We start from the raw sequence: 21,878 nt of genomic DNA on the forward strand, positions 1-21,878 counted from the left end.
TTGCGGTATTATTTTCTGTATGACGCGCCATGCCGACGCCGACACCAGGCGCAGTGAGGTCGCCTCCGCGCTGGTGAGCGTGGTCGCCGAACGGGGGCTCGCGCGGACCACGCTCGCCGACGTGGCGCGGACGGCCGGTGTCTCCGTGGGCCTCGTCCAGCGCTACTTCCGCTCGAAGGACGAGCTGCTCAGGTTCGGCATCGAGTACGTCTACCGGCGCGCCGAGGAGCGCACCGCCGCCGTGCCGGTCCAGCCGCCGATCCGCGAGTTCGTCATGCGGCTGATGGAGACGTTCCTGCCGCTGACGGACGAGCGGCGCGCCGAACTGCGGGTCTGGCTGAGCTTCGTGCAGGCGTCGCTCACCGACCCCGGCATGGCCGCCATCCACCGGGACGCCACCGCGCGGCTCCTGCGGGGCGTCGAGGAGGCGCTTCGGGGCGCGCAGCGCGCCGGCGAACTGGCCACGGACGCTGACGTCGAAGCAGAGGCGATGGCACTCGTCGCATTCGTGGACGGCCTGTGCCTGCACCACGCGGCGACCGGGGACGGGTTCGACGCGTCCAGCATGAGCGCCGCGTTGAGCGCCTACGTCGACCGGCTGTTCGACCGATGAGCACGACGCTCGCGCTCGCACTGACCGGGCTGGCGCTGCTGGACAGCACCAGCTTCGGCACCCTCCTGATCCCCATCTGGCTGCTGCTCACCCCGGGCCGCGTGCGCACCGGCCGGATCGCGATCTACCTGGCCACGGTCGCGGCGTTCTACTTCTGCGTCGGCGTCCTGCTGGTGCTGGGGGCCGGTGCCGCGCTGGAGGCGGTCCGGGAGGCGTTCGCCGACGTCCCGCCGACGCACCTGCGGATCGCGCAGCTCGTCGCCGGTGTCGCCGTCATCGCGTGGAGCTACCGGCTGGAGGCGCGTGCCCGCAGCCGGGCGGGCGAGCCGGGCCGGCTGCAACGCTGGCGGACGGCGGCCATGACCGCCCCGGAAGGCGAGGGCGTGGGCGGACGGGGCGTGCGCGGGCTGATGAGCCTCGCGTTGGTGGCCACCACGCTGGAGGTCGCCACGATGGTGCCCTACCTGGCGGCCGTCGGGCTCATCGCCAACGCCGACGTGACGTGGCAGGTCACCGGCGGGGCGCTGGCGGGCTACTGCGTCGTGATGATCCTCCCGGCCGTGCTGCTCGGCGCCGTCCGGATCGCCGCGCACGACCGGGCCGAGCCGGTGCTGCGGCGGATCAACGACTGGTTCACCCGCAACAGCGCCAAAGCCGTCGGCTGGACGGTCGGCGGAATCGGCATCGGGATGGCCCTGAACGCCGCGATCACCCTGCTCGCAGAACCCGGCTAGGCCCGTTCCTCCACGGGCGGGGCCTGAGACGACTCGGGGAGGAGGGTCTCCCTGGATACCTCTCCTGCGGCAGCGAGAGCGCGGCCCACGGGGTAGGCATGGGCGCTCGCCGGGAGATCTCCGCTCCGGCCGCTGAGCATCACGTCGACGCCGCCGACTGTGCCGTCCGGGACGGTGGGCCGGGGGAGACGCCGCAGCGTCTGGCGGGCGACCGCCTCCGCGCTGTCGTAGAGGGTCGTGCCTGCGGGCAACCGCTGCAGAATCTCTGGCGCCACCAGCGGATAGTGCGTGCAGCCCAGGACCACGGCGTCGCAGTGATCCGGGGTTCGCTCGGCCGCGTCGTCGATCGCCTTGGACGCGGCGGCCACGTCCCCGTGGTCGATCGCCTCGGCCAGGCCGGGGCAGGCGACCTGCTCGACCGGCTTGCCGTTCGCGAACTCGGCGATCAGGCGCGCCTGGTAGCTGCTCGCCGTCGTCCGGACGGTCGCCCACACCGCGATGCTCCGTCCCGCCGCCGCGGCCGGTTTCACGGCGGGAACGGTCCCGATCACCGGCACCGCGGGCTCGATCTCCCGCCGCAGGACGTCGATCGCGGTGACCGTGGCGGTGTTGCAGGGCACCACGATCGCCTCCGCGTCCCGGTCGATCGCGGTGCGGGCGGCGCTGAACAGGCGGTCGGTGATGAAGGACGTGGTCCGCGGGCCCCAGGGCGCGCCTTCGGGGTCCATGAGGAGGAGCAGATCGAGCTGCGGGGCCAGATGCCGCAGCCAGCCGGCGGTGGAGAGGAGTCCGAGTCCCGAGTCGATCAATGCCACCTTCACGCCGGTCAAGCTATCAAGACCGCTCAGGCGGCGACGCGATCGGTCCGGCCGATCCGAGGCCGGGATCGTCCGGGGAGCGGGATATTCGAGCCGCGCCACCGCCGCCGCGCGGCGCCGAAGTCCGCATTAAGCCAGTGCGGGATCGTGCCCGGTTTGCGCCTGTAGCCTCGAAATGCGGGCGAGCGCTTTTCTGGGGGGCGTTGTGCGGTTTCGGATTCTCGGCCCACTTGAGGTGACGGACGGTGAAGCGCGTCTCGCGATTGGCGGACCGCAGCAGCAGGCGTTGCTGGCCGTGCTTCTGTTACACGCCAACCGGGTCGTTTCCACCGATCGGTTGATCGAGCATTTGTGGGCGGATCAGCCTCCTTCCGCGGCGCGCGAGTTGTTGCAGGGATGTGTCGCGCGGCTCCGCCGGGTTCTGTCCGCGGACGGCCGGCCGCCGCCGATCCTCACGCGTGCGCCCGGCTATGTGCTGGAGGCCCGGCCGGGCGAGCTCGACCGGGATCGGTTCGAGGAGCTGACCACGGCCGCGCACGCGCTCGCGGGCGACGGTTCCATGACCGCGCTGGACGAGCGTTCGGCACTGCTGACGCAGGCTCTCGCGCTGTGGCGCGGTCCCGTCCTGGACGGGCTCTCGCTGGACGCGTGCGGGCCGGAGGCCCTGCGCCTGGAGGAGGACAGGCTCGCGGCACTCGAGGACCGCGTCGAGATCGATCTGCGGTTGGGCCGGCACGCCGACGTCGTCGGTGAGCTGCGGTCCTACGTACGCCTCCATCCGCTGCGCGAGCGCTTCTGGGCGTCGCTTATGACCGCCTTGGCGCGGGCCGGACGCCAGAGCGACGCGCTGGCCGCGTTCCGGCGGCTCCGCGAGACTCTCGTGGACGAGCTGGGCGTCGAGCCGTCGGCCTCGCTGCAGGCGCTGCACCGGCAGATCCTGTCCGGAACCGAGGCGCCCACCGCCGCGAGCGACATCGCCGCCTCGATCAACGGCGACCCTGCGCCCGGACGGAACGCCGGGTCGCTCGCCGATCCGGCGCGGCCGCCGCGCCGGAGCCCCGGGGGCCCCGCCGGCACCTCGCGTCCCGACGGCAGGAGCCGGGCCGGCCGGGGCCACGCGCGCCATCGCGGACCGGCGCGTCCGGCCGAGCAGCTGGTGCGCTTCACCGCCGTGAACGGTCGCCGGGCCGCATGGTCCGCCGTCGGGTCGGGGCCCCTCCTGGTGATCGGCGGCTGGTTTTGCAGCCACCTGGAGCTGGAATGGCGCAACCCGCGCTTCCGGCGGTTCGTCACCGCGCTCGCGGAGCGTTTCACCGTGGTCCGGTACGACAGCCCTGGCAGCGGCCTGTCCGACCGGGACGCGTTGCCCAGCACCGACCTGGACGATGAGATCGCCGTCCTGGCGGCCGTGGTCGACGACGTCGCCGGGCCCGACGACGGGGTGGCGCTGTTCGGCGGCTCGTCCGGAGGATGCGTGTCGGCGGGCTATGCGGCGATGCGCCCGGACAGGGTTGAGCGGCTCGTCCTGTACGGCTGCTACGCCTACGGCGCGGAGATAACCGAACGCCAGGCGCGGGAGTCGCTCCTCTCGATCGTCGGCGCCCACGCGGGTGTCGGCTCCAGGCTGCTCGCCGACGTCTTCGTCCCGGACGGGACCACCGGGGAACGCGACGAGTTCGCCGCGTTCCTCCGGGCGTCCGTGACACCGGCCATCCTGGAGACCTCGCTGCGCATGGTCTACGGCTACGACGTCCGCGATCGGCTCGGCGGCGTGCGCGCGCCGACGCTCGTCCTGCATCGTCGCGAAGACCGCGCCATACCGTTCACGCTCGGCCAGGACGTGGCGCGGCGGATCCCCGGCGCGTCGTTCATAGCCTTGGACGGCAAGGACCACCTGCCGTGGCGGGGTGACTCGGCGACCTTGCTCCAGACCGCGCTCGGCTTTCTCCGCGATGGTGATCCGGCGCTCTGCCGTCCGAGCCTTCCGGCGGTGGAACGGCCCGTGGCGCCCGGCTGAGCGGTCCCGCGGAGAGGGTGAGCCGGCGGCCCTTGGCAGCCGATGGGAGACCGATGGGAAGGCCCGCCCAGCGCCTGCCCGGCAACCGTCCAGCGCGAGGCGGGACGCTCGGCAGGACGGGCAGGCATCCGGCCTGCCGTGAAGGGGGAGTTACGTTGTCTCACCTACGCAGAATGGTCGCGCTGCCCGCGGCCGGGCTCCTGTCGGCCGGGATGCTCGCGGGAATGGGCGGCACCGCGAGCGCCGCGGCCAGCAGCGCCTCGCTCAACATCGGCAAGGTCAGCGGCTCGAACCTCACCTGCCTGATCACCGTCCGCGGACACGCGCACCTGGTTCAGCCGAACGTCACGGGCCTGTTCCTGAAGGTCCGCGGCGAGGACCCGGTGGACGACGACGAGATCCTGGACAAGGGCGGCTTCACCAGTGACGCCGCGGGCAACTTCGTGATCCAGCAGAGGATCCCCTGCGAGTCCCTCGATGAGGATTGGGGCGTAGACGAGATCTACGTGAACGTCACCTACCGCGACCCGGTTCTCGCGAAGGCGTTCGTGATCAGGTCCAACACGATCAAGCAGAGCTTCTGACGGCTTCCGCCCGTCCCGATTCAGAAGGCGCGGACGGGTAGAACGGGCAACCCGCCGGTTCACCGGCGGGTTGCCACAGGGCCAGTGCCACCCTCACCCCGTGGACCGCGCCGACCCGTCCTTGATCACCCGCACCAACCCGGCGAACCCGTCCCCCGAGAGGGCGAGGTGCCCACCCTCCGGATCCTTGGAGTCCCGCACCCCGACCCCACGAGCAAGACGTCCCACCTCAACGCACTGGTGGTCATTGGTGCCGCCGCTGTGAGTGCTCTTCCGCCAGTGAACGATCATGAGTACTGCTCCAAGTACTTCTCGACGAGGGCGCGCGAAGCGGCTTCCGGGAGGGCCTTCGCGCCGATGCGCTCGAACCTAGTCGAAAAGTCTCGCACCTCACTGGGGCCCTCGATCAAGCGTCCGCCGTGTTGGGCTCCGGCGTAGGCGACGTCCCGCTCTTCCAGACAGATGATCTGGAAGGGCCCGTCGAATCCCTGGTGAGCGCCTGCGGCAGTAGGCACGATTCGCATGATGACGTTCGGCTGGCTCGCCATGTCGAGCAGATGCTCCAACTGCTGCTTCATGACCTCACGTCCACCGATGGGAGACCCCAGCACACTCTCGTCGACGAGTATCCAGAGCGTAGGCGCGTCCGAACGCTCCATGATCAGGCGCTGGCGCTCGACGCGCATGGCGATCGCGGCCTCGATGTCCTTGGTGGATTCCGTTTCGAGGAGCGCGCGGATGTAGCCCTCGGTCTGGAAGGGGCGGGGGATCGCCTTTCCGTGGTACGTCTTGATCGCGGTGGACTCCTTCTCGTATTCCATGCACTGGCGCGCCCAGTCGGGGTCGTGGGCCATTCGGGCGAACCAGAGCAAAAGCTGGAAGAGCAGGCCCGTCCCGTAGTGCTTGTCGAGGAGGCGCATGTGGTCCTCCTGCGGACGGCGCCGACCCGCTTCGAGGTTGGAAACGCTGGACCGCGCCGCTCCCATGATCTCGCCGCACTGGGCGAGCGACATCCCTGCCTTCTCCCTCATGAAACGCATGAAGAAGGCGAGGAAGTGCCACATCGAGATCCGGGGGTCGAGAGGCTCGCGGACGCGCGACATCTCATCTCCTTTGTTTTCAACTCGCACGACTACAAGGAGTAGCTAAGCATGTGCGGTGACCCTTGTCACACGAAATCGGAAAACGAGACAAGGGAGCGAAGATGGTCACGACGGTGGCGGGGGATTTGATCATCAAGTTGGCGGGTACGCCGGCGGCGGTGGGGATCGCGCGGATGGTCGTGGCCGCCCGGCTACGCAAATGGGACTATTCCCATATCCTCGACGATTCGCTCATCGTCGTCTCCGAGTTGGTCACGAACGCGGCGCAGCAGGCGCCGTACACGGAGATCCGGTTCCAGCTCAGCCGGGACCCGCAGGGCGTCATCATCGCCGTCTGGGACCAGTCGTCGGAAATGCCGAAGCTCCAGCCGATGAGCGAGCTGATCCTCGACGTGTTCGACCAGTCGGAGGAGTCGTTCGACGACAATGGCGGGCGTGGCCTGCACATCGTCCGGGCGCTTTCCGCATCGACCGGGGTCACGTGCGACCCGTTCGGCGGAAAGTGGGTCTGGGCGCGAATGATCCCCTGATCTTGGGCGTGCGATCGTGGGGGAGTATCTCCCCAAATGTCACCCAGGAGTGACTATGTCGCCACGTCCAACGTCCCTCTTACTGGTGCACGGTTTCTGGTTCGGTTCCTGGTGCTGGAGCGAGGTCATCGCCCGGGTGGCCGGTGCCGGTCGCGTGGTGCAGGCGGTCGATCTGGCGGCGCACGGGCTGCGCGCCCGGCGGCCCGCGTGCCTCGCCAAGCGTCCGTTCGACCCCGAGGAACTGGCCACCGAGGTCTCGCCCGTGTCGGGCCTCGGGCTGGACGAGGCCGGAGAGCTGCTGGTCTCGCAGATCCAGCGGCTCGCACAGGAGGGGCAGCCGGTCACGGTGGTCGCCCACAGCATGGGCGGGGCCGTCGTGACGCGGGCGGTGCAGGAGGTGCCGGAGCTGGTGGCGCACGCGGTGTACCTGGCCGCGTTCATGCCCGGCTCCGGCGTCCCGGCCGGCGAGTACGCGCAGTCGCCGGAGAACGCGGACAGTCTCGTCGCGCAGGTCGTGCGGGGTGATCCGGCGGTGATCGGCGCGCTGCGGATCGACCTCGCGTCCGCCGACGACGGGTACCGCCGCCAGCTCCGGGCCGCGTTCTTCGACGACGTCGACCACGACGCGGCGGAGGCCGCAATCGGGCTGCTGACGCCCGACAGCCCCCTCGCCATGCAGCTCGACTCCACCCGCCTGACCAGCGACGGCTGGGGCTCGGTGCCCCGGACGTACGTGATGTGCGAGCAGGACTGGGCGCTGCGTCCGGCGGTCCAGCGGCGGCTCATCGCCGAGGCCGACGCCGCGTTCCCCGAGAACCCGACGTCCGTCGAGGTGCTCGATTCCTCGCATTCGCCGTTCCTGTCGATGCCGGACCGGGTCGCCGACATCCTCGCGAAATTGGACTGACCGCCCCCTGGCATACGGAGGAGGGGCTCGGCCGCACGCGCGTACCGGGCCCCTTGACCACTCATGTTCCGTCATGCAGACTCGCTACAACCAGCGCACAACTGTGCGACAGGCGAACTTTCCGATGGTCCCTGTCCTCCGACGTCCGTCCACGGTGAATCGAGTCCCATGGCATCCCAAGGTGCGACGCGGGGCGGCCGGAGGGTCGCCGCCCCGCCTCACCCGAACCCGAAGGTCCCCGGCCTGCGGTTGCCGCCGCGCAGCTGCGACGCGCACTGCCACCTCTTCGGTCCCGGCGACGTCTTCCCCTATGCCGAGGACCGGGCGTACGACCCGCCCGACGTCTCGAAGGACGACCTGCGCCGACGCCACGACCTGCTGGGTTTGGGCCGCGCCATCATCGTCCAGTCCGCCGCGCACGGCACCGACCACTCGGCGCTGCTCGACGCGCTGCGCACGTATCCCGAGCGGTACCGGGGTGTGGCGCTGCTGACGCCGCGGACCACGCCCGCCGAGGTCGCCGCGCTGCATCGGGCGGGGGTGCGCGGGGTGCGTGTCCAGTTCATGCCGCACCTGGGGCCGAGCCCTACTCCCGACGAGTTGCGGGCGGTGGTCGATCTCGTCCGGCCGTACGCCTGGCACGTGGCGTTCCACATCAGCGGCGACGCGGTGGTGGACATGTTCGACACGCTCCGCTCGACCGGGATGCCCGCCGTCATCGACCACATGGCGCGGGTGGATCTCGCCACCGGGCTGGACGGTCCGCAGGTGGGGGCGCTGCGGCGGCTGCTCGACACCGGCGACGTGTGGGTCAAGCTCAGCGCGCCCGAGCGGATGTCGGCCGAGGGGCCGCCGTACGCGGACGCGGTCGAGCTGGCGCGCCTGCTCGCGGCGCAGGCGCCCGAGCGGTGCCTGTGGGGGACCGACTTCCCGCATCCGAACGTGCGCGAGATGCCCGATGACGGCGTGCTGGTCGATCTGATCGAGGAGATCGTCCCGGACGAGGACGCCCGGCACCGCATCCTCGTCGCCAACCCGGCCGGGCTGGCCGACTTCCCGCCGGAGCCGCGATGACCAGGTTGCATCCGCGCGGCACGGTCTTCACCCGGGCGCCCCGGCCGCCGGACGAGGTGCTGCGGGCGTATGACGGGCTGGCGGTGGCGTCCGTCCACGAGGCGATGGGTCAGCGGAATCTGCTGCGCGGCGTCCGCCCGCTGGCGCCCGGGACGCGTGCGGTCGGGCGGGCGGTCACGGCGCTCGACCTGGCCGGGAGCAACCTCACGCTCCACGCGATGCTGGAGGTGGCGGGGCCCGGCGACTTTCTGGTGTGGACGTCCCAGCACGGGCCCGTCGACTCGGCGGTGTGGGGCGCCAACGTCAGCGAGTCGGCCGCCGCGCGCGGGCTCGCGGGCGCGGTCATCGAGGGGCATGCCCGCGACATCGCCGACATCGAGCGCGTCGGGTTCCCGCTGTGGGCGCTCGGTGTGACCCCGGCCGCCACCGGCAAGACGCGCGCCGGGTGGGGCAACGTCCCGGTGGTGTGCTGCGGCGCGTATGTGCGGCCCGGCGATCTGATCGTCGCCGATGGCGATGGCGTCGCGGTCGTCCCGCTGGAGGACGCCGCGCAGGTCGCCGATGCCGCCGCCGCCCGGGATCTGCGCGAGGCCACGACGCTGACGCCGCGTGTGCGGGAGGGCGAGTCGCTGTTCGCGGTACGCGACTGGGCCGGAAACTTCCCCGCCGACGGCGGACGCTTCGTCGACGCCGCCTGGGACCAGTCAGTGAGCGAGAGATCGGAGAGTTGATGAAGGCCGTCGTCGCTACCGAGACCGGGCCGCCCAGCGTCATGAACTGGACGGACGCGGAACCGCCGAAACCCGCGCACGACGAATGCGTGGTGCGGGTCGAGGCGTGCGGGGCGTGCATGCACGAGGTGCTCGTCCGGCGCGGTCAGATGCCGGGCACTTTCCCGATCATCCCCGGGCACGAGGTCGTCGGCGAGGTGGTCGAGGTCGGTGCCGATGTCGTTGATTTCGCGGTGGGCGACCGGGTCGTCTCCAACCAGCGGCAGCGGGTCTGCGGGAAATGCCGGGAGTGCCGGATGGGACGCGAGACGCGCTGCCCGCGCAAGGTGTTCCTCGGCGACATCGGGCTGAACGGCGGCTACGCCGAGCTGGTGGCCGTGTCGGACGGGAGCCTGGTGAAGGTGCCGCCGGGCATCACCTCGCCGCACGTCGCGATCGCGTCCTGCGCCATCGGCACCCAGCTCAACGCGCTGCGGGACGTCGCGGGCCTGGAACTGGGGGAGACGGTCCTGGTCACGGGGGCGGGCGGCGGCGTGGGGCTGCACGCCATCCAGCTCGCGAAGGCGATGGGGGCGCGGGTCGTCGCGCAGACCACGTCGCCCGGCAAGGTCGAGGTGGTTCGAGAGGCCGGCGCGGACGAGATCGTCCTGGTCGAGCGGGGCGCAGACTACAGCGCGGACGTCATGGACGTCACCGGCGGGCGGGGCTGCGACGTCGTCCTGGAGAACGTCGGCGCGGCGTCGTTCGTGTCGAGCGTGCAGACCGTCGCCCTGCACGGGCGGCTCGTGCTGGTCGGCGAGGTGCAGAAGACGCCGCCCCGGGTGGAGGCGGACCTGGTCGGGTGGCGCCGCCGCGACATCTCGATCAGGTCGGCGGCCAGCACCACCCGGCGGCAGCTGGAGGACGTGCTGACGCTGATGCAACGGGGCGTGGTGACCCCCGTGGTGACCGATGTGCTGCCCATGTCGGAGGCGCCGAGAGCACACGAAATCCTGGAGAGCGGCTCGGCGACCGGGCGGATTCTCCTCGTTCCCGACACCGCCGGATGAATTGTGGGGAGGAACCGAAGATGGGAACTCGACCTCGTAGAGCGGGCACTCTGGCGTTTCGCGTCCTGGTGTCGTCCGTCGCGGTCGCGCTGGCGGCGACCGCGTGCGGCGACGACGCCGGTAACTCCAAGGAGAGCGGCGAGAATCTGCGCACCGTCAAGGTCGCCCTGTCCATCAAGGCGATGAACTCCAGCTTCGCCGCCATTCCGGTGGCCCGCTATCTCGGCTACTTCAAGGAAGAGGGCCTGAAGGTCGAGACGACGTTCACGCCCGGCTCGACCCAGGCGATCCAGGCCGTCGCCGCAGGGCAGATGGAAATGGCCGCGCCGGTGCCGCAGTCGCTCATCCCGGACGCGGTGAAGAACAAGTCCGACCAGCGGATGTTCTTCAACTGGGCGCGGTCGCAGGTGGCGAGTTTCGCCGTCGAGTCCGGCAGCCCCATCCAGAACTGGGCCGACTTCAAGGGCAAGAAGATCGGCGCGCAGAGCCTCGGCAGCGGGACGATCCCGCTGGCCAAGGCGCTGCTGCGCGAGCAGGGCCTCAACCCGGACACCGACGTCCAGTTCGTGTCGGTCGGGCTTGAGGCCGGTGCCTACCACGCCATGAAGAGCAAGCGGGTCGACGCGCTGATGCTGTTCGACTCGCAGTACGCGGCGATGGAGAACCTCGGCGCCAAGCTCCGCTATTTCAAGTCGGCGCTCGGGCAGCAGCTCTTCTCCACCGGGTTCTCCGCGAAGCAGTCGTACATGAAGGCCAACCCGAAGGTGATCGAGGGGTTCGGCAGGGCGATGGCCAAGGCGAACGTCTTCGTGACCGCCAATCCCGAGGCCGCCATCAAGATGATGTACGAGGTCTACCCGAAGACGAACATCCCCGGCGTCCCCGAGGACAAGAAGATGGAGGACAACAAGCGGATCCTCGCGCTGCGGACCACGCACATCACCAGCGGCGACCCGGCCGCCAACAAGAACTGGGGCGAGTTCCCCGAGGAGGGCGTCAAGGCGTGGAGCGACTTCTCCGTCTCGACCAAGCTGACGCCCACCGCTTTCAAGGCCGAGGATTTCGTGACCAACGAGTTCGTGAAGGCGTTCAACAATTTCGATGCCCAGCAGATCCAGAACGCCGCCAAGAGCTACAAGTTCGAGAGCTGAGGGCGACATGGGCGACATGGGCGATCTGAGCACCGAAGAGCACGCGGTCGAACTGGCCGGGCTGCGGCACGTGTTCCCCGGGCGGGGGCGCGGGCGGAAGGCCGTCCGGGACGTCGAGGCGGTCAAGGACGTCGACCTCACCGTCGAGCCGGGCGAGTTCGTGAGCATCGTCGGCCCCAGCGGCTGCGGCAAGAGCACGATCCTGAAGATGATCGCGGGCCTGCTGCGTCCGACCGAGGGGGCCGTGCGGGTGTGGGGCGAGCCGGTCACCGGGCCGCGCCGCGACATCGGCATCGCGCTGCAGGACGCGACCCTGCTGCCCTGGCGGGACGTGATGTCCAACTGCCTGTTCCCCGTCGAGCTGCACGGCAAGGTCGACGACGCCGCCCGCGAACGCGTGTCCGGCCTGCTGGAGCGGGCGGGCCTGGCGGGGTTCGAGTCGCGGCGCCCGAAGGAGCTGTCGGGCGGGATGCGGCAGCGCGTCGCGATCTGCCGGGCGCTCGCCGACGACCCGCGCCTTCTCCTGCTGGACGAGCCGTTCGGTTCCCTCGACGCCCTGACCAGGGAGCAGATGAACGTCGACCTCAACCGCATCTGGCGGGAGACGCAGAAGACCGCCCTGCTCATCACGCACGGGATCGACGAGGCGGTGCTGCTGTCGACCCGCGTCGTGATCCTCTCGGAGCGGCCCGGGACGGTGGTCGAGGTCGTCACGCCGCCGTTCCCCAAGGAGCGGACCAAGGAACTGATGGCCACCCCGGAGTTCGCCGAGGTGTGCGGACAGGTCCGCGACCGGCTGTTCGCGTCCGACGTGAAGGTCGGCGGATGACCGCCCCGTCCGCGACCGCCCCGCCGGACCCCAGGACGGGGGCGGCCGTCCGCTGGGGCTCGCTCGTGGTGGTCACCGGCGCCCTGCTGGCCGCCTGGCAGGTCCTGCCGTCCGGTGTGCAGGGCGACGGCAGTTCGGTGCCGAAGCTCGACGCGGTCATCAAGGCGCTCGGGCCGTCCGGCGAATGGGGCGAGTACCTGACCGCGCTGCGCACCACGCTCGGCGAGGCGTTCTTCGGGCTGCTGATCGGGTTCGTCGCGGGCGTGGTGCTGGGCGTGCTGCTCGGCGAGTCCCGGATCCTGCGGCAGGGCTTCTACCCGTACGCGCTCGCGCTGCAGGCGCTGCCGCCGATCGCGCTGGCCCCGATCTTCGTGATCTGGTTCGGGCTCGGCATGACGTCCAAGATCGGGCTGGTCGCCGCGGCGACGCTGTTCCCGATCCTGGTGAGCACGATGGCGGGGGTGGCGGAGACCGACCGGAACCGGATCGAGATGGCGACCGCGTTCGGCGCGTCCAAGGCCCAGATCCGTCGCAAGATCATCTTCCCGGGGCTGGTGGTGCCGATCTTCTCCGGGCTGGAGATCTCGGTGGTGCTGTCGTTCCTCGCCGCCATCGCCGGCGAGCTGATCAGCGCCAACGCCGGCGTCGGCGTGATCTTGCAGGTCTACCAGCGCGACTTCCGGCTGGCCGAGGAGTTCGCCGTGCTGATGATCCTGGTCGTGGTCGGGCTGGCCCTGGCGCTGCTCGTCCGCCTCGCCCGGCATTTCATTCTGGAGCGCATGCCCAATGAATAAGGTCACCGAGGCGCCGGACCACCGGCGCGTCCAACGGCGGGAGCCGCCCGCGCCGAAGCGGCCGCTGCGCTCCGGGCCGCTGGGGAAGGCCGCGTTCCTGCTGCTGCCGCCGCTGGCGGTCGGCCTCGCGGGGGTGCTGCTGATCCAGCTCGTGATCTCCCGGTTCGAGATCAGCGGGGTCGTGATCCCCGCCCCGACCGACGTGTTCGAGGTGATGCGCTCGGACATCTTCCTGGAGCAGGTCGGGCAGAGCACCTGGGAGACGTGGAAGGCGACGCTCATCGGGTTCGTGCTGGGCGCCGGGTCGGGCGTGCTGCTCGGCATGCTGATGGCCGAGTCGCGGATCACCCGGTTCGTCCTGTACCCGTACGTCGTCGCGTTCCAGTCGCTGCCGAAGATCGCGCTCGCCCCGGTGTGCGCGCTGTGGCTGGGCTTCGGGCTGACGATGAAGTTCAGCTTCGCGGCGATGCTCGCATTCTTCCCCGCCGTGATCGCGACGCTCGCCGCGCTGTCCACCGTGCCGGGGACGCGGCTGGAGATGGCGACGGCGTTCGACGCGAACCGGCGGCAGCGGTTCGTCCGGATCGCGCTGCCGTCCGCGATGCCGGGCATCGTGTCCGGGCTGGAGATCAGCATGGCGTTCGCGCTGATCGGCGCGATCGTCGGCGAGTTCGTCGCGCCGTCGGCGGGCGGGCTCGGGCAGCTCCTGCTCACCTACAGCGAGGCGATCAACGTCGCCGCCGAGTTCTCCGTGCTGGTGGTGCTGATGCTACTCGGCGTCCTGCAGAACAAGATCCTCTTCGGCGTGATCCGCGCCGGGACGGAACGCTTCTTCGAATCGTCCCGCTGACCGGCGCGGTCAGCGGGAGGCACCCGCCGGGCGGCGGCCGAAGCGGGACTGCAGGTCGGCGTCGACCTCGTCGAAGTCGCGTCCCTTCGTCTCCGGCACGAAGCGCGCGACGAACAGCAGGCCGAGCAGCGAGATCAGGCCGAAGATCCAGAACGTCTCGCCCTGGCCGATGGCGTGCGCGATCGGCAGGAAGACCAGGCTCACCACGAAGTTCGACGCCCAGTTCACGGCCGTGGACGCGCTCGACCCGGCCGCGTGCGCGCGGGGCGGGAAGATCTCGCCGATCAGCGTCCAGAACACCGGGCCGAGCCCGACGGCGTACGCGGCGATGTAGAGGACCATGAACACCAGCGACAGCACCGAGGAGAAGTCCGCCACGAACGCCAGGCCGAGCAGCGCCATCGTCACCGTCATCGCCGCCAGCGAGAACAGCATCAGCCGCCGCCGCCCGGCCCGGTCGATGGCGCGGATCGCGACGATCGTCATGACCAGGTTGATGACCCCGATGGCGATCGAGTAGACGATCGCGTTGGACGCGGTCAGCCCGGTCTGCTCGATGATCGTCGGCGCGTAGTAGATGATCGTGTTGATCCCGCCGAACTGCTGGAGCGCCGCGAGCGCCAGCCCGACGATCAGCGCGGGACGGACCTGCGCGGCCAGCAGGGTCCGCGCCCCGGCGCGCTGCTTCTCGTCCCGGCCCTGGACAGCGTCCTGGCGGCGCTCGGTCTCCTGGCGGTTCTCGAACCGTTCGATCAGCCGGTCGGCGGTCGCCGGGTTGGTGACCGAGGCGATCAGCCGCCGCGCCTGCCCCTTCCTGCCCCGCGCCAGCAGCCACACCGGCGACTCCGGCAGCGACCACAGCGTCGCCGCGACGATCACCAGCGCCGGGACGGCCCCGGCGCCGATCATCGCCCGCCAGTTCCCCGCCCCGGAGAAGACCACGTTCACCAGGTACGCGGCCAGGATCCCGATGGTGATCATCAGCTGGTTGAGGGAGAGCATCCGGCCCCGGACGCCCTTCGGCGAGATCTCCGAGAGGTAGATCGGGACGGTCGCCGACGCGGCGCCGACCGCCAGGCCGAGGACGAGCCGTCCGGCCAGCAGCACCCCGTAGCCGGGCGCGAACGCGGCGATGGCGGTGCCGATGAGGAACACCAGGCCCTCCAGGCGGAGCGCCTGCCGCCGCCCGTACCGGTCGGCGAGCCGTCCGGCCATCAGCGCCCCGGCCATCGCGCCGAGCACCAGGACGCTGACCACGCTGCCCTGCTCGAAGGAGTTCATGTGGAACTCGGACCTGATGAACAGCAGCGCCCCGGAGATCACGCCGGTGTCGAAGCCGAACAGGAACCCGCCGACCGCGACGAAGAACCCCCACATCCGGATCCTGCGCATGCCCTCGGCCGGGACCTCGGTCAGCGGTCCCTCGCCGGCGGGGGCGACGGAGAAGCCCTGCACAACACCCCCCTGTGATCGGCCGACGTCCGCTCGCACGAACCTCTACCCCCGGCCGACCGAAGGACCTATTCGGTTGGCATGCGATGCACAAAGCATCTTTGGGACCCGCTCAGGCCCGGGTGCGCGCGTGTTTCCCGGCGGGGGCCTTCGCGGGGGCGATGCCCGCGGCGGTGCGGCGGCGGTCCTTGCCGGGTGAGGGCAGGGCGAGCGTGATCGCCGCGGCGACCAGGGCGCTCGCGCCCGCGATCAGCATGCCCGCGTGGAAACCGTCCTCCGACGGCAGCGCGTGCCCGCCCAGATCGATCGTCATCTCCGCCAGGACGACGCCGACGACGGCGGCCGACACCGACGTGCCGACCGACCGCATCACGGCGTTGAAGCCGTTCGCGGCGCCGGTCTCCGACAGCGGCACGGCGCTCATGATGAGCGCGGGCATCGCGCCGTAGGCGAGCCCGACGCCCACGCTGATGACGCAGGTGACCGCCAGCACGCCCCAGGTCGAGCCGAGCAGCACGACCGAGGAGCCGTAGCCGAGCGCGATGACGAGGCTTCCCGCGCACAGCGTCACCTTGGGGCCGCGCGCCCGCGACAGCAGCGCGCCGAGCGGCGACACCGCCATCATGACCAGCCCGGCGGGCGCCATCCACAGCCCGGCCGCGAGCATCGACTGCCCGAGCCCGTAGCCGGTGGCCTCCGGTAGTTGCAGCAGCTGCATCACGATCAGCGACTGCGCGTACATGGCGAACCCGACCAGGACGGACGCCGCGTTGGTGAGCGCGACCTGCCGTCCGGCGGTGACGCGCAGGTCGACCAGCGGGTCGGCGGCGCGCAGCTCCCACCAGGCCCAGGCGGCCAGGATCACGACCGCGGCGGCGAACAGGCCGAGGGTGGTGCCGCTCGTCCAGCCCCAGTCGCCGCCCTTCGACACGCCGAGCAGCAGGCACACCAGCCCGGCGCCGAGCCCGGCCGCGCCGGCGGCGTCGAACCGTCCCCGCGCGCGGGCGGGCACGGCGGGCACCAGCCGCCAGATCAGCACGGTGATCAGGACGCTGAGCGCGGCCGAGCCCCAGAACAGCACCCGCCAGCTGGCGTTCTCGGCGAGCGCCGCCTCGACGAGCACCGCGAGATCATCGTCCGCGGCCTGGACAAGGTCCTCGCCGGCTGGACGCCGGACGACGTCGCCGCCTTCGCCGCCTACCTCAAGCGGTTCAACACCGACATCGAACGCCTCTCCGGACGCGCCTGGCCCCGTCCCGAGTGATCCGCCGCCCGATCCGATCATGGTTTTCCGAAGCCGGGCCCGGGAAGATCCCCCGGGAACCGACGGGGTGACTGCGAAGGCGGGCGGCACAGGTGACGAGCACGCGGCGGGAGACCGGGCCCGGCCCGGCGGGGCCCGAACGCCCCGGCACCGGCGCGAAGCCCATGGTCATGCTGGTCGTGGCCACGATCGGGTTCGCCGTGAACTTCTGGGCGTGGGCGCTGCTCAGCCCGCTCGGCCCCCGGTTCAAGGACTCCTTGGAGCTGTCGTCGTTCGAGCAGTCGCTGCTGGTCGCCGTGCCCGTGGTGGTCGGGTCGCTGGGACGGATCCCGGTCGGGGCGCTCACCGACCGGTTCGGCGGGCGGGTGATGTTCCCCGTCGTGTCGCTCATCACGATCGTCCCCGTCCTGTACCTGGGGCTGCTGGGCCATTCGTCGCTCGCGGCGCTGCTGGTGGGCGGGTTCTTCCTCGGCGTCGGCGGGACGGCGTTCGCGGTCGGCGTCCCGTTCGTCAACGCGTGGTTCCCGCCGGAGCGGCGCGGCTTCGCGATCGGCGTGTTCGGCGCCGGGATGGGCGGCACCGCGATCAGCGCGCTGACCACGGTCAAGGAGGTCGACCGCTACGGGATGGAGTTCCCGTTCGAGGTGATGGCCGCCCTGCTCGCCGTGTACGCGGTGGTGGCCTGGCTCGTCCTGCGGGAGGCGCCCGGGCGGACGCCGCCCTCCGAACCCCTCGCCGAGCGGCTGGCCGGGACGCTGCGGATGGGCGTCACCTGGCAGATGTCGGCGCTGTACGCGGTCGCGTTCGGCGGCTACGTGGCGTTCTCGGTGTACCTGCCGACCTACCTGAAGACGCAGTACGGCCTCTCACAGGCGGACGCCGCGAACCGGATGGCGGGGTTCGTGCTGCTCGCCGTGGTGATGCGCCCGGTCGGCGGCTGGCTGTCGGACCGCGTCGGCGCCGTGCAGGTGATGCTCGTGTCCCTGGCCGTGACGGTCGCCGGCGCGGCCGTCCAGGCGTTCGCGCCGCCGCTGATGCCGCTCGGGACGATCGCGTTCCTGGCCATGGCCGCCGCGCTCGGCGCCGCCAGCGGAGCGACGTTCGCGCTGGTCGCGCAGCTGGCCCCGGCCGGCCGGGTGGGCGCGGTCACCGGCGTGGTCGGCGCGGCGGGCGGCCTGGGCGGGTTCGTCCCGCCGCTGGTGATGGGCTCGATCTACGGCGCCTACGGCTCCTACGCCGCCGGTCTCGGGCTGCTCGCGATCGTCGCGGCGGCCGCGGCGGTGTTCACGGCCACGGTCGTCCGCCGGGCCGGGGGTGGTGGGGGATCGGGCGCGGGCGGGCGATAGCGTCCCGTCAACCGCGACCCCGTACCCCGTACTCGCAGCCCGGAGGCCCACTCGTGCTCGCCGTCACCGCCGCCGACGTCCGGATCTTCCTGCACGTGCTAGCCGCGACGATCTGGGTCGGCGGGCAGATCACGCTCGGTGCGCTCGTCCCGGCGCTGCGCGGCTACGAGGGCGTCACCAAGGTCGCCGCGCGCCGCTTCAACCTGGTCGCCTGGCCCGCGTTCGGCGTCCTCGTGCTCACCGGGATCTGGAACCTCACGGCGGGCGACCTCGGCGATGCCGCGCAGCGGACGCTTGAGGTGAAGCTGGTGTTCGTGCTGCTGTCCGGGGTCGCCGCGTTCCTGCACGCCCGCGCCACGTCCAAGGCCGGGCTCGCCGCCTGGGGCGCGCTCGGCATGCTGGGGGCGCTCGCCGCGTTGTTCTTCGGCGTCCAGCTCGGCTGACCCACGCTCAGGGCAGCCGCGTAGATCGTCTAGGTTTGCCCCATGAGCGACGCTGTGGCGGTGGGTCTGGTCGGCGCGGGTCCCTGGGCCGGGATGGTGCACGCGCCCGTGCTGGCGGCCGGGCCGGCGACGCGGCTGGCGGGGGTGTGGGCGCGGCGGCCGGACGCGTCCGCCCGGCTCGCCGCCGAGCACGGCGCGCCCGCGTTCGCCCGGATCGAGGAGCTGTTCGACGCGTGCGAGGCCGTCGCGTTCTGCGTCCCGCCGGACGTGCAGGCCGACCTCGCCGCCCGCGCCGCCCGCGCGGGCAAGGCCGTCCTGCTGGAGAAGCCCCTCGCGATGGACCTGGACGGCGCCCGCCGCCTGGCCGCCGCCGTCGCCGAGGCGGGCGTCGTCTCGCAGATGGTGTTCAGCCTCCGCTACTCGCGCGCCGCCCGCGCCTTCGTCGAGCGGGCGCGGTCCCTGGAGCCGTTCGGCGGGCACGGCGCGTTCATCACCTCGGGGCTGAAGGGCGGGCCGTTCGCCACCCCCTGGCGGCTGGAGAAGGGCCCGCTGCTCGACTACGGCCCGCACATCATCGACCTGCTGGACGCCGCACTCGGCCGGATCACCGCCGTCCACGCGCACGGCGACCGGCTGGCCTGGGTGGCGCTGACGCTGGAGCACGAGGGCGGCGCGACGAGCCAGGCGTCGCTGTCGATGGCGCGGGAGGACGAGCAGGTCCCGCCGCACATCGAGGTCTACGGGCGGAAGGGCACCGCGCGGATCGACTGGAGCGAACTGGACGACGACGCGTTCCCGGTGATGGCCGCCGAGTTCGCCGCCGCCGTCCGCGGCGGGCCCAGGCCCCCGCTCGACGCCGCCCACGGGCTGCGCATCCAGGAGGTCATCGCCGCGGCGGAGGCGCGGCTCACCGGCTGAGACCTGCGGAGATGCCATGCTTGACCCATGGCACGAACCATCGCGGAGATCCTCGCCGGCGCCCGTGACCGGCTCGAACGCATAGACCCGGCCCAGGCCCACGCGGAGTCGCTCGACGGCGCGGTGCTGGTCGACATCCGCCCCGCCGCCCAGCGGGCCGCCGAGGGCGAGGTGCCCGGCGCGCTGATCGTGGAACGCAACGTCCTCGAATGGCGGTTCGACCCCGCGTCCGACGCCCGGCTTCCCGAGGCGACCGGGCACGGGCTGCGCGTCATCGTGCTGTGCTCCGAGGGCTACACCTCCAGCCTGGCCGCCGCGTCCCTGCACGACCTGGGGCTGACCCGCGCCACCGACGTCATCGGCGGCTTCCGCGCGTGGCGCGCCGCGGGCCTCCCCACGACGGGCGGCGCGGTCGCCGCGCACTGACCGGGCGTGGGAGCGGCCGGGTCCCGGGGCCGGTGCAAGGGAGTGGTATCCACCTCGGGACCCGGTCGTCCCACTGTCCTCGCGGTGCTGGGTCGCCGCGTCGGAAACGACCGGGGGCGTACGGCCGGAATCCCTCTGGACGAATCGCGAGGAATTACGAGCCTAACTCCGCGCGTCAGCACGAGGTAATGACACGGTGCTTACAGTTGTTTCCCACCGCTGTGCAGAGCGTGCCGTGGCAAATTCACCCTCCGGGAATCGTGCCCGGCGGCCGATGTGGCCGACGTCCAGACCACAATGGGACACATGAGAGCGGTGGTCGTCTCCGACACCCACGCGCCCCGGCGCTGGAAGGCGTGCCCGTCGCGGGTGGCCGAGCACCTGCGCGGCGCGGACGTGATCCTGCACGCGGGCGACGTGTGCACGGCGTCCGTCCTGGACGAGCTCGCCGCGTTCGCACCCGTCCACGCCGTCCTCGGCAACAACGACGGGCCGGACGTCGCCGCCTGGGGCGCACCGGAGCGCCTCGAACTCGACCTCGACGGGCTCGCGGTCGCGATGGTCCACGACAGCGGCCAGGCCCGCGGCCGGACGGCCCGGATGCGCCGCTGGTTCCCCCGCGCGGACCTGGTCGTCTTCGGGCACTCGCACATCCCGCTGGACGAGACCGGCGACGGCGTCCGCATCTTCAACCCCGGATCGCCCACCGACCGGCGCCGCCAGCCGCACGGCACCATCGGCCTGCTCGACGTCGAGGCAGGCCGACTGACCAGCGCGAAGATCGTTCCCGTCACCTGACGCGGCGGCGCGAGAGCGCGTGCAGGCTGGGGCCGCGGGTCACGCGGCGAGGAAGGAGCCGAACGGCAGGTTGCGCACCAGCCAGAACAGCAGGACGGCCCCGAAGAGCGCCCAGATCAGCGCGGGAGGGGACACCTTCGTCCGGGTGGGGCGATCCCGGGCCCGTGCCAGCGTCCACCGGAGCCAGAAGAACGCCAGGAGCGGAAGCGCCGCGACGGTGAGGACGTTCAGCCCGAGGGCGTCGTCGACACGGCCATGGGCGAGGGCGTTGATGGTGCGCAGCGAACCGCAGCCAGGGCACTGCAGCCCGGTCACCGCAAGGAACGGGCAGGTGGGGTAGTGGCCGTCCTCGTTCGGGTCGACCGCGGCGACATAGGAGACCGCCGCGACCGCCAGGACCAGGACGGCGCCCGGCCGGAACAGGCGGAGCGCCCCCGCGACCGCGCCGCGGTCGCGGGGCTCTCCCCGGATTTCGGACGAAGGCCCGCCCGGCCGGAGCGGGGCGGCCCGGCGGACCGGCTCCACGGCTCAGCTGCTGGCGATCGAGAGGTTGTAGATGAGGGACAGGACGCCCACGACCAGGCCCACGACCACGGTCACGGTGAGCCACGTCTTGGCGTTCTTGGACGCCTTGTACGCGCCGGCCTGGTCCCCGGCGGCCCACTTGGAGTTGACCTGCGTGGAGAAGACGATCGACACGATCCCGAAGGGGATGCAGCAGAAGATCGTCGCCAGGATCGTCCAGACGAGGTAGTTCGGGGGCGGGGCGCTCGCGCCGTACTCGGGGCCGGTGGGGGGTGGCGCGGGTGGGTAGGCCATGGAGGAACCTCCGTGTGTGGGCTGGGTAATCCAAGTAGGTAGATGATCGCCGGGCACGTCAAGTTCCCGCCAAGCTGCAGGAACTTTCCGGCGCGGGCAGCGCCGGGCGGCGGTTTGACGTGACGGCCCGGAGCGCGTAGCTTAACCGGCCGCGCCCGATCTTGCGGGATATTTTGAGAAAGGTCCGATTTGACAATCGGGCCGGATCTGATGGAATGACCGGTCGGCTGTATTCGGCGGGAATGGCCGCGAAAGCGTCGCGGCGGTCCCCTTCCGCGTGATGATTCTTCTCACTCTTTCGCACATCGCCGCGGCGGCCGGGGCGCTTCGATTCCGGGTCGCCTTCGGCGCATGTCGTGGAGCCGCAAAGTAGGCTGCAAGGGTTGCAAGGATCCACGAACCATCTTCGAGAACAGTGACGGACGTGATGAGCGCGGAAGACGACGCCCGCGGCGGTGAAGACCGTGAGCGGCGGGGCGACAACGGCAGGCGGACACCGCCCGCCCGCCGTGGGGGCGACGCCCGTGGCGGGCCCGGAGGCCCCGGCTCACGCAAGGGCGGCGCCCCTCGGGGAAACGCCCCCCGCGCAGGAGGACCCCGCGCAGGAGGTCCCCGCACAGGCGGCCCC

At 71.4% G+C, this 21,878-nt stretch carries 25 protein-coding genes; 18 read left to right on the forward strand and 7 right to left on the reverse strand.

Annotated elements, in window-relative coordinates; translation table 11 throughout:
• Window positions 1-19 precede the first annotated feature (19 nt).
• Both ACH34S_RS20755 and ACH34S_RS20760 read left to right on the forward strand, forming a co-directional pair.
• Window positions 20-613, forward strand: a complete 594-nt coding sequence (locus tag ACH34S_RS20755; RefSeq protein WP_395954337.1) for a TetR/AcrR family transcriptional regulator — start codon at window positions 20-22, stop codon at window positions 611-613.
• Window positions 610-1,347, forward strand: a complete 738-nt coding sequence (locus ACH34S_RS20760; protein ID WP_395954338.1) for a GAP family protein — start codon at window positions 610-612, stop codon at window positions 1,345-1,347. The genes ACH34S_RS20755 and ACH34S_RS20760 overlap by 4 nt, the downstream gene beginning before the upstream one ends.
• Here the strand turns inward: ACH34S_RS20760 and ACH34S_RS20765 are convergent.
• Window positions 1,344-2,168, reverse strand: a complete 825-nt coding sequence (locus ACH34S_RS20765; protein WP_395954339.1) for a glutamate racemase — start codon at window positions 2,166-2,168, stop codon at window positions 1,344-1,346. The two genes, ACH34S_RS20760 and ACH34S_RS20765, sit on opposite strands and share 4 nt — an antisense overlap.
• A gap of 172 nt (window positions 2,169-2,340) precedes the next feature.
• Here ACH34S_RS20765 and ACH34S_RS20770 point away from each other — a divergent pair, with 172 nt between their 5' ends.
• Window positions 2,341-4,182 (forward strand): alpha/beta fold hydrolase, encoded by a 1,842-nt coding sequence (locus ACH34S_RS20770; RefSeq protein WP_395954340.1) that lies wholly within the window; start codon window positions 2,341-2,343, stop codon window positions 4,180-4,182.
• Window positions 4,183-4,355: 173 nt separating this feature from the next.
• On the forward strand, window positions 4,356-4,766 hold the full coding sequence (locus ACH34S_RS20775; RefSeq protein ID WP_395954341.1) for a hypothetical protein: 411 nt from the start codon (window positions 4,356-4,358) through the stop codon (window positions 4,764-4,766).
• Window positions 4,767-4,859: 93 nt separating this feature from the next.
• On the opposite strand, the gene ACH34S_RS20780 is transcribed toward ACH34S_RS20775, so the two are convergent.
• Entirely contained in the window at window positions 4,860-5,057 is a 198-nt protein-coding gene (locus ACH34S_RS20780) for a DUF397 domain-containing protein (protein WP_395954342.1), read from the reverse strand.
• Window positions 5,054-5,869: a helix-turn-helix transcriptional regulator gene (locus ACH34S_RS20785; protein WP_395954343.1), complete on the reverse strand. Its 816-nt coding sequence runs from the start codon at window positions 5,867-5,869 to the stop codon at window positions 5,054-5,056. The genes ACH34S_RS20780 and ACH34S_RS20785 overlap by 4 nt, the downstream gene beginning before the upstream one ends.
• Window positions 5,870-5,970: 101 nt before the next feature.
• Here ACH34S_RS20785 and ACH34S_RS20790 point away from each other — a divergent pair, with 101 nt between their 5' ends.
• From ACH34S_RS20790 to ACH34S_RS20830, 9 genes are all read left to right on the forward strand, one after another.
• Entirely contained in the window at window positions 5,971-6,399 is a 429-nt protein-coding gene (locus tag ACH34S_RS20790; RefSeq protein WP_395954344.1) for an ATP-binding protein, read from the forward strand.
• Between the two features lie 55 nt (window positions 6,400-6,454).
• Complete coding sequence (locus tag ACH34S_RS20795) at window positions 6,455-7,306, forward strand: alpha/beta fold hydrolase (protein ID WP_395954345.1); 852 nt, start codon at window positions 6,455-6,457, stop codon at window positions 7,304-7,306.
• Window positions 7,307-7,474: 168 nt separating this feature from the next.
• The gene (locus ACH34S_RS20800; RefSeq protein WP_395954346.1) at window positions 7,475-8,380 is read left to right on the forward strand and encodes an amidohydrolase family protein; all 906 of its coding nucleotides are present in this window, start codon (window positions 7,475-7,477) and stop codon (window positions 8,378-8,380) included.
• Window positions 8,377-9,111, forward strand: a complete 735-nt coding sequence (locus tag ACH34S_RS20805) for an RraA family protein (RefSeq protein WP_395954347.1) — start codon at window positions 8,377-8,379, stop codon at window positions 9,109-9,111. The genes ACH34S_RS20800 and ACH34S_RS20805 overlap by 4 nt, the downstream gene beginning before the upstream one ends.
• Window positions 9,111-10,160, forward strand: a complete 1,050-nt coding sequence (locus ACH34S_RS20810; RefSeq protein ID WP_395954348.1) for an alcohol dehydrogenase catalytic domain-containing protein — start codon at window positions 9,111-9,113, stop codon at window positions 10,158-10,160. The genes ACH34S_RS20805 and ACH34S_RS20810 overlap by 1 nt, the downstream gene beginning before the upstream one ends.
• 20 nt (window positions 10,161-10,180) lie before the next feature.
• Window positions 10,181-11,311 carry an ABC transporter substrate-binding protein gene (locus tag ACH34S_RS20815; RefSeq protein ID WP_395954349.1) on the forward strand — a complete coding sequence of 377 codons (1,131 nt, stop codon included), beginning with the start codon at window positions 10,181-10,183 and terminating at the stop codon, window positions 11,309-11,311.
• 16 nt (window positions 11,312-11,327) lie between these two features.
• A complete protein-coding gene (locus ACH34S_RS20820; protein ID WP_395954350.1) occupies window positions 11,328-12,140 on the forward strand; it encodes an ABC transporter ATP-binding protein in 813 nt (270 codons plus the stop codon).
• On the forward strand, window positions 12,137-12,934 hold the full coding sequence (locus ACH34S_RS20825) for an ABC transporter permease (protein ID WP_395954351.1): 798 nt from the start codon (window positions 12,137-12,139) through the stop codon (window positions 12,932-12,934). The genes ACH34S_RS20820 and ACH34S_RS20825 overlap by 4 nt, the downstream gene beginning before the upstream one ends.
• Window positions 12,927-13,784, forward strand: a complete 858-nt coding sequence (locus ACH34S_RS20830) for an ABC transporter permease (protein ID WP_395954352.1) — start codon at window positions 12,927-12,929, stop codon at window positions 13,782-13,784. Before ACH34S_RS20825 ends, ACH34S_RS20830 begins: the two co-directional genes overlap by 8 nt.
• Window positions 13,785-13,793: 9 nt before the next feature.
• Here ACH34S_RS20830 and ACH34S_RS20835 read toward each other — a convergent pair whose 3' ends face one another.
• Together ACH34S_RS20835 and ACH34S_RS20840 are read right to left on the reverse strand one after the other, a co-directional pair.
• Window positions 13,794-15,239, reverse strand: a complete 1,446-nt coding sequence (locus ACH34S_RS20835; RefSeq protein ID WP_395954353.1) for a sugar porter family MFS transporter — start codon at window positions 15,237-15,239, stop codon at window positions 13,794-13,796.
• 109 nt (window positions 15,240-15,348) lie between these two features.
• Window positions 15,349-16,521: an MFS transporter gene (locus ACH34S_RS20840; RefSeq protein WP_395954354.1), complete on the reverse strand. Its 1,173-nt coding sequence runs from the start codon at window positions 16,519-16,521 to the stop codon at window positions 15,349-15,351.
• A 71-nt stretch (window positions 16,522-16,592) separates the two neighbouring features.
• Between ACH34S_RS20840 and ACH34S_RS20845 the strand changes: the two genes are divergently transcribed.
• From ACH34S_RS20845 to ACH34S_RS20865, 5 genes are all read left to right on the forward strand, one after another.
• Complete coding sequence (locus ACH34S_RS20845; RefSeq protein WP_395954355.1) at window positions 16,593-17,846, forward strand: MFS transporter; 1,254 nt, start codon at window positions 16,593-16,595, stop codon at window positions 17,844-17,846.
• Window positions 17,847-17,899: 53 nt separating this feature from the next.
• Window positions 17,900-18,289 (forward strand): hypothetical protein, encoded by a 390-nt coding sequence (locus ACH34S_RS20850; protein WP_395954356.1) that lies wholly within the window; start codon window positions 17,900-17,902, stop codon window positions 18,287-18,289.
• 42 nt (window positions 18,290-18,331) lie between these two features.
• Entirely contained in the window at window positions 18,332-19,207 is an 876-nt protein-coding gene (locus ACH34S_RS20855; protein ID WP_395954357.1) for a Gfo/Idh/MocA family protein, read from the forward strand.
• 27 nt (window positions 19,208-19,234) lie between these two features.
• The gene (locus ACH34S_RS20860) at window positions 19,235-19,633 is read left to right on the forward strand and encodes a rhodanese-like domain-containing protein (protein WP_395954358.1); all 399 of its coding nucleotides are present in this window, start codon (window positions 19,235-19,237) and stop codon (window positions 19,631-19,633) included.
• Window positions 19,634-19,939: 306 nt separating this feature from the next.
• Window positions 19,940-20,431, forward strand: a complete 492-nt coding sequence (locus ACH34S_RS20865; RefSeq protein ID WP_395954359.1) for a metallophosphoesterase family protein — start codon at window positions 19,940-19,942, stop codon at window positions 20,429-20,431.
• 39 nt (window positions 20,432-20,470) lie between these two features.
• Here ACH34S_RS20865 and ACH34S_RS20870 read toward each other — a convergent pair whose 3' ends face one another.
• Both ACH34S_RS20870 and ACH34S_RS20875 read right to left on the reverse strand, forming a co-directional pair.
• The gene (locus ACH34S_RS20870) at window positions 20,471-20,956 is read right to left on the reverse strand and encodes a DUF2752 domain-containing protein (protein ID WP_395954360.1); all 486 of its coding nucleotides are present in this window, start codon (window positions 20,954-20,956) and stop codon (window positions 20,471-20,473) included.
• Between the two features lie 3 nt (window positions 20,957-20,959).
• On the reverse strand, window positions 20,960-21,250 hold the full coding sequence (locus tag ACH34S_RS20875) for a CD225/dispanin family protein (protein WP_395954361.1): 291 nt from the start codon (window positions 21,248-21,250) through the stop codon (window positions 20,960-20,962).
• Window positions 21,251-21,878: the final 628 nt, after the last annotated feature.

Source organism: Actinomadura sp. 3N508, from assembly GCF_044326375.1.
GTDB lineage: Bacteria > Actinomycetota > Actinomycetes > Streptosporangiales > Streptosporangiaceae > Spirillospora.

Coding starts and splice junctions, on each gene's coding strand:
- ACH34S_RS20840 (WP_395954354.1), bottom strand. CDS start 16,521: ATGATCGGATCGGGCGGCGGATCACTCGGGACGGGGCCAGGCGCGTCC.
- ACH34S_RS20860 (WP_395954358.1), top strand. CDS start 19,235: ATGGCACGAACCATCGCGGAGATCCTCGCCGGCGCCCGTGACCGGCTC.
- ACH34S_RS20805 (WP_395954347.1), top strand. CDS start 8,377: ATGACCAGGTTGCATCCGCGCGGCACGGTCTTCACCCGGGCGCCCCGG.
- ACH34S_RS20825 (WP_395954351.1), top strand. CDS start 12,137: ATGACCGCCCCGTCCGCGACCGCCCCGCCGGACCCCAGGACGGGGGCG.
- ACH34S_RS20810 (WP_395954348.1), top strand. CDS start 9,111: ATGAAGGCCGTCGTCGCTACCGAGACCGGGCCGCCCAGCGTCATGAAC.
- ACH34S_RS20775 (WP_395954341.1), top strand. CDS start 4,356: ATGGTCGCGCTGCCCGCGGCCGGGCTCCTGTCGGCCGGGATGCTCGCG.
- ACH34S_RS20785 (WP_395954343.1), bottom strand. CDS start 5,869: ATGTCGCGCGTCCGCGAGCCTCTCGACCCCCGGATCTCGATGTGGCAC.
- ACH34S_RS20820 (WP_395954350.1), top strand. CDS start 11,328: ATGGGCGATCTGAGCACCGAAGAGCACGCGGTCGAACTGGCCGGGCTG.
- ACH34S_RS20770 (WP_395954340.1), top strand. CDS start 2,341: ATGCGGGCGAGCGCTTTTCTGGGGGGCGTTGTGCGGTTTCGGATTCTC.
- ACH34S_RS20795 (WP_395954345.1), top strand. CDS start 6,455: ATGTCGCCACGTCCAACGTCCCTCTTACTGGTGCACGGTTTCTGGTTC.
- ACH34S_RS20755 (WP_395954337.1), top strand. CDS start 20: ATGACGCGCCATGCCGACGCCGACACCAGGCGCAGTGAGGTCGCCTCC.
- ACH34S_RS20790 (WP_395954344.1), top strand. CDS start 5,971: ATGGTCACGACGGTGGCGGGGGATTTGATCATCAAGTTGGCGGGTACG.
- ACH34S_RS20780 (WP_395954342.1), bottom strand. CDS start 5,057: ATGATCGTTCACTGGCGGAAGAGCACTCACAGCGGCGGCACCAATGAC.
- ACH34S_RS20760 (WP_395954338.1), top strand. CDS start 610: ATGAGCACGACGCTCGCGCTCGCACTGACCGGGCTGGCGCTGCTGGAC.
- ACH34S_RS20865 (WP_395954359.1), top strand. CDS start 19,940: ATGAGAGCGGTGGTCGTCTCCGACACCCACGCGCCCCGGCGCTGGAAG.
- ACH34S_RS20800 (WP_395954346.1), top strand. CDS start 7,475: ATGGCATCCCAAGGTGCGACGCGGGGCGGCCGGAGGGTCGCCGCCCCG.
- ACH34S_RS20855 (WP_395954357.1), top strand. CDS start 18,332: ATGAGCGACGCTGTGGCGGTGGGTCTGGTCGGCGCGGGTCCCTGGGCC.
- ACH34S_RS20875 (WP_395954361.1), bottom strand. CDS start 21,250: ATGGCCTACCCACCCGCGCCACCCCCCACCGGCCCCGAGTACGGCGCG.
- ACH34S_RS20815 (WP_395954349.1), top strand. CDS start 10,181: ATGGGAACTCGACCTCGTAGAGCGGGCACTCTGGCGTTTCGCGTCCTG.
- ACH34S_RS20830 (WP_395954352.1), top strand. CDS start 12,927: ATGAATAAGGTCACCGAGGCGCCGGACCACCGGCGCGTCCAACGGCGG.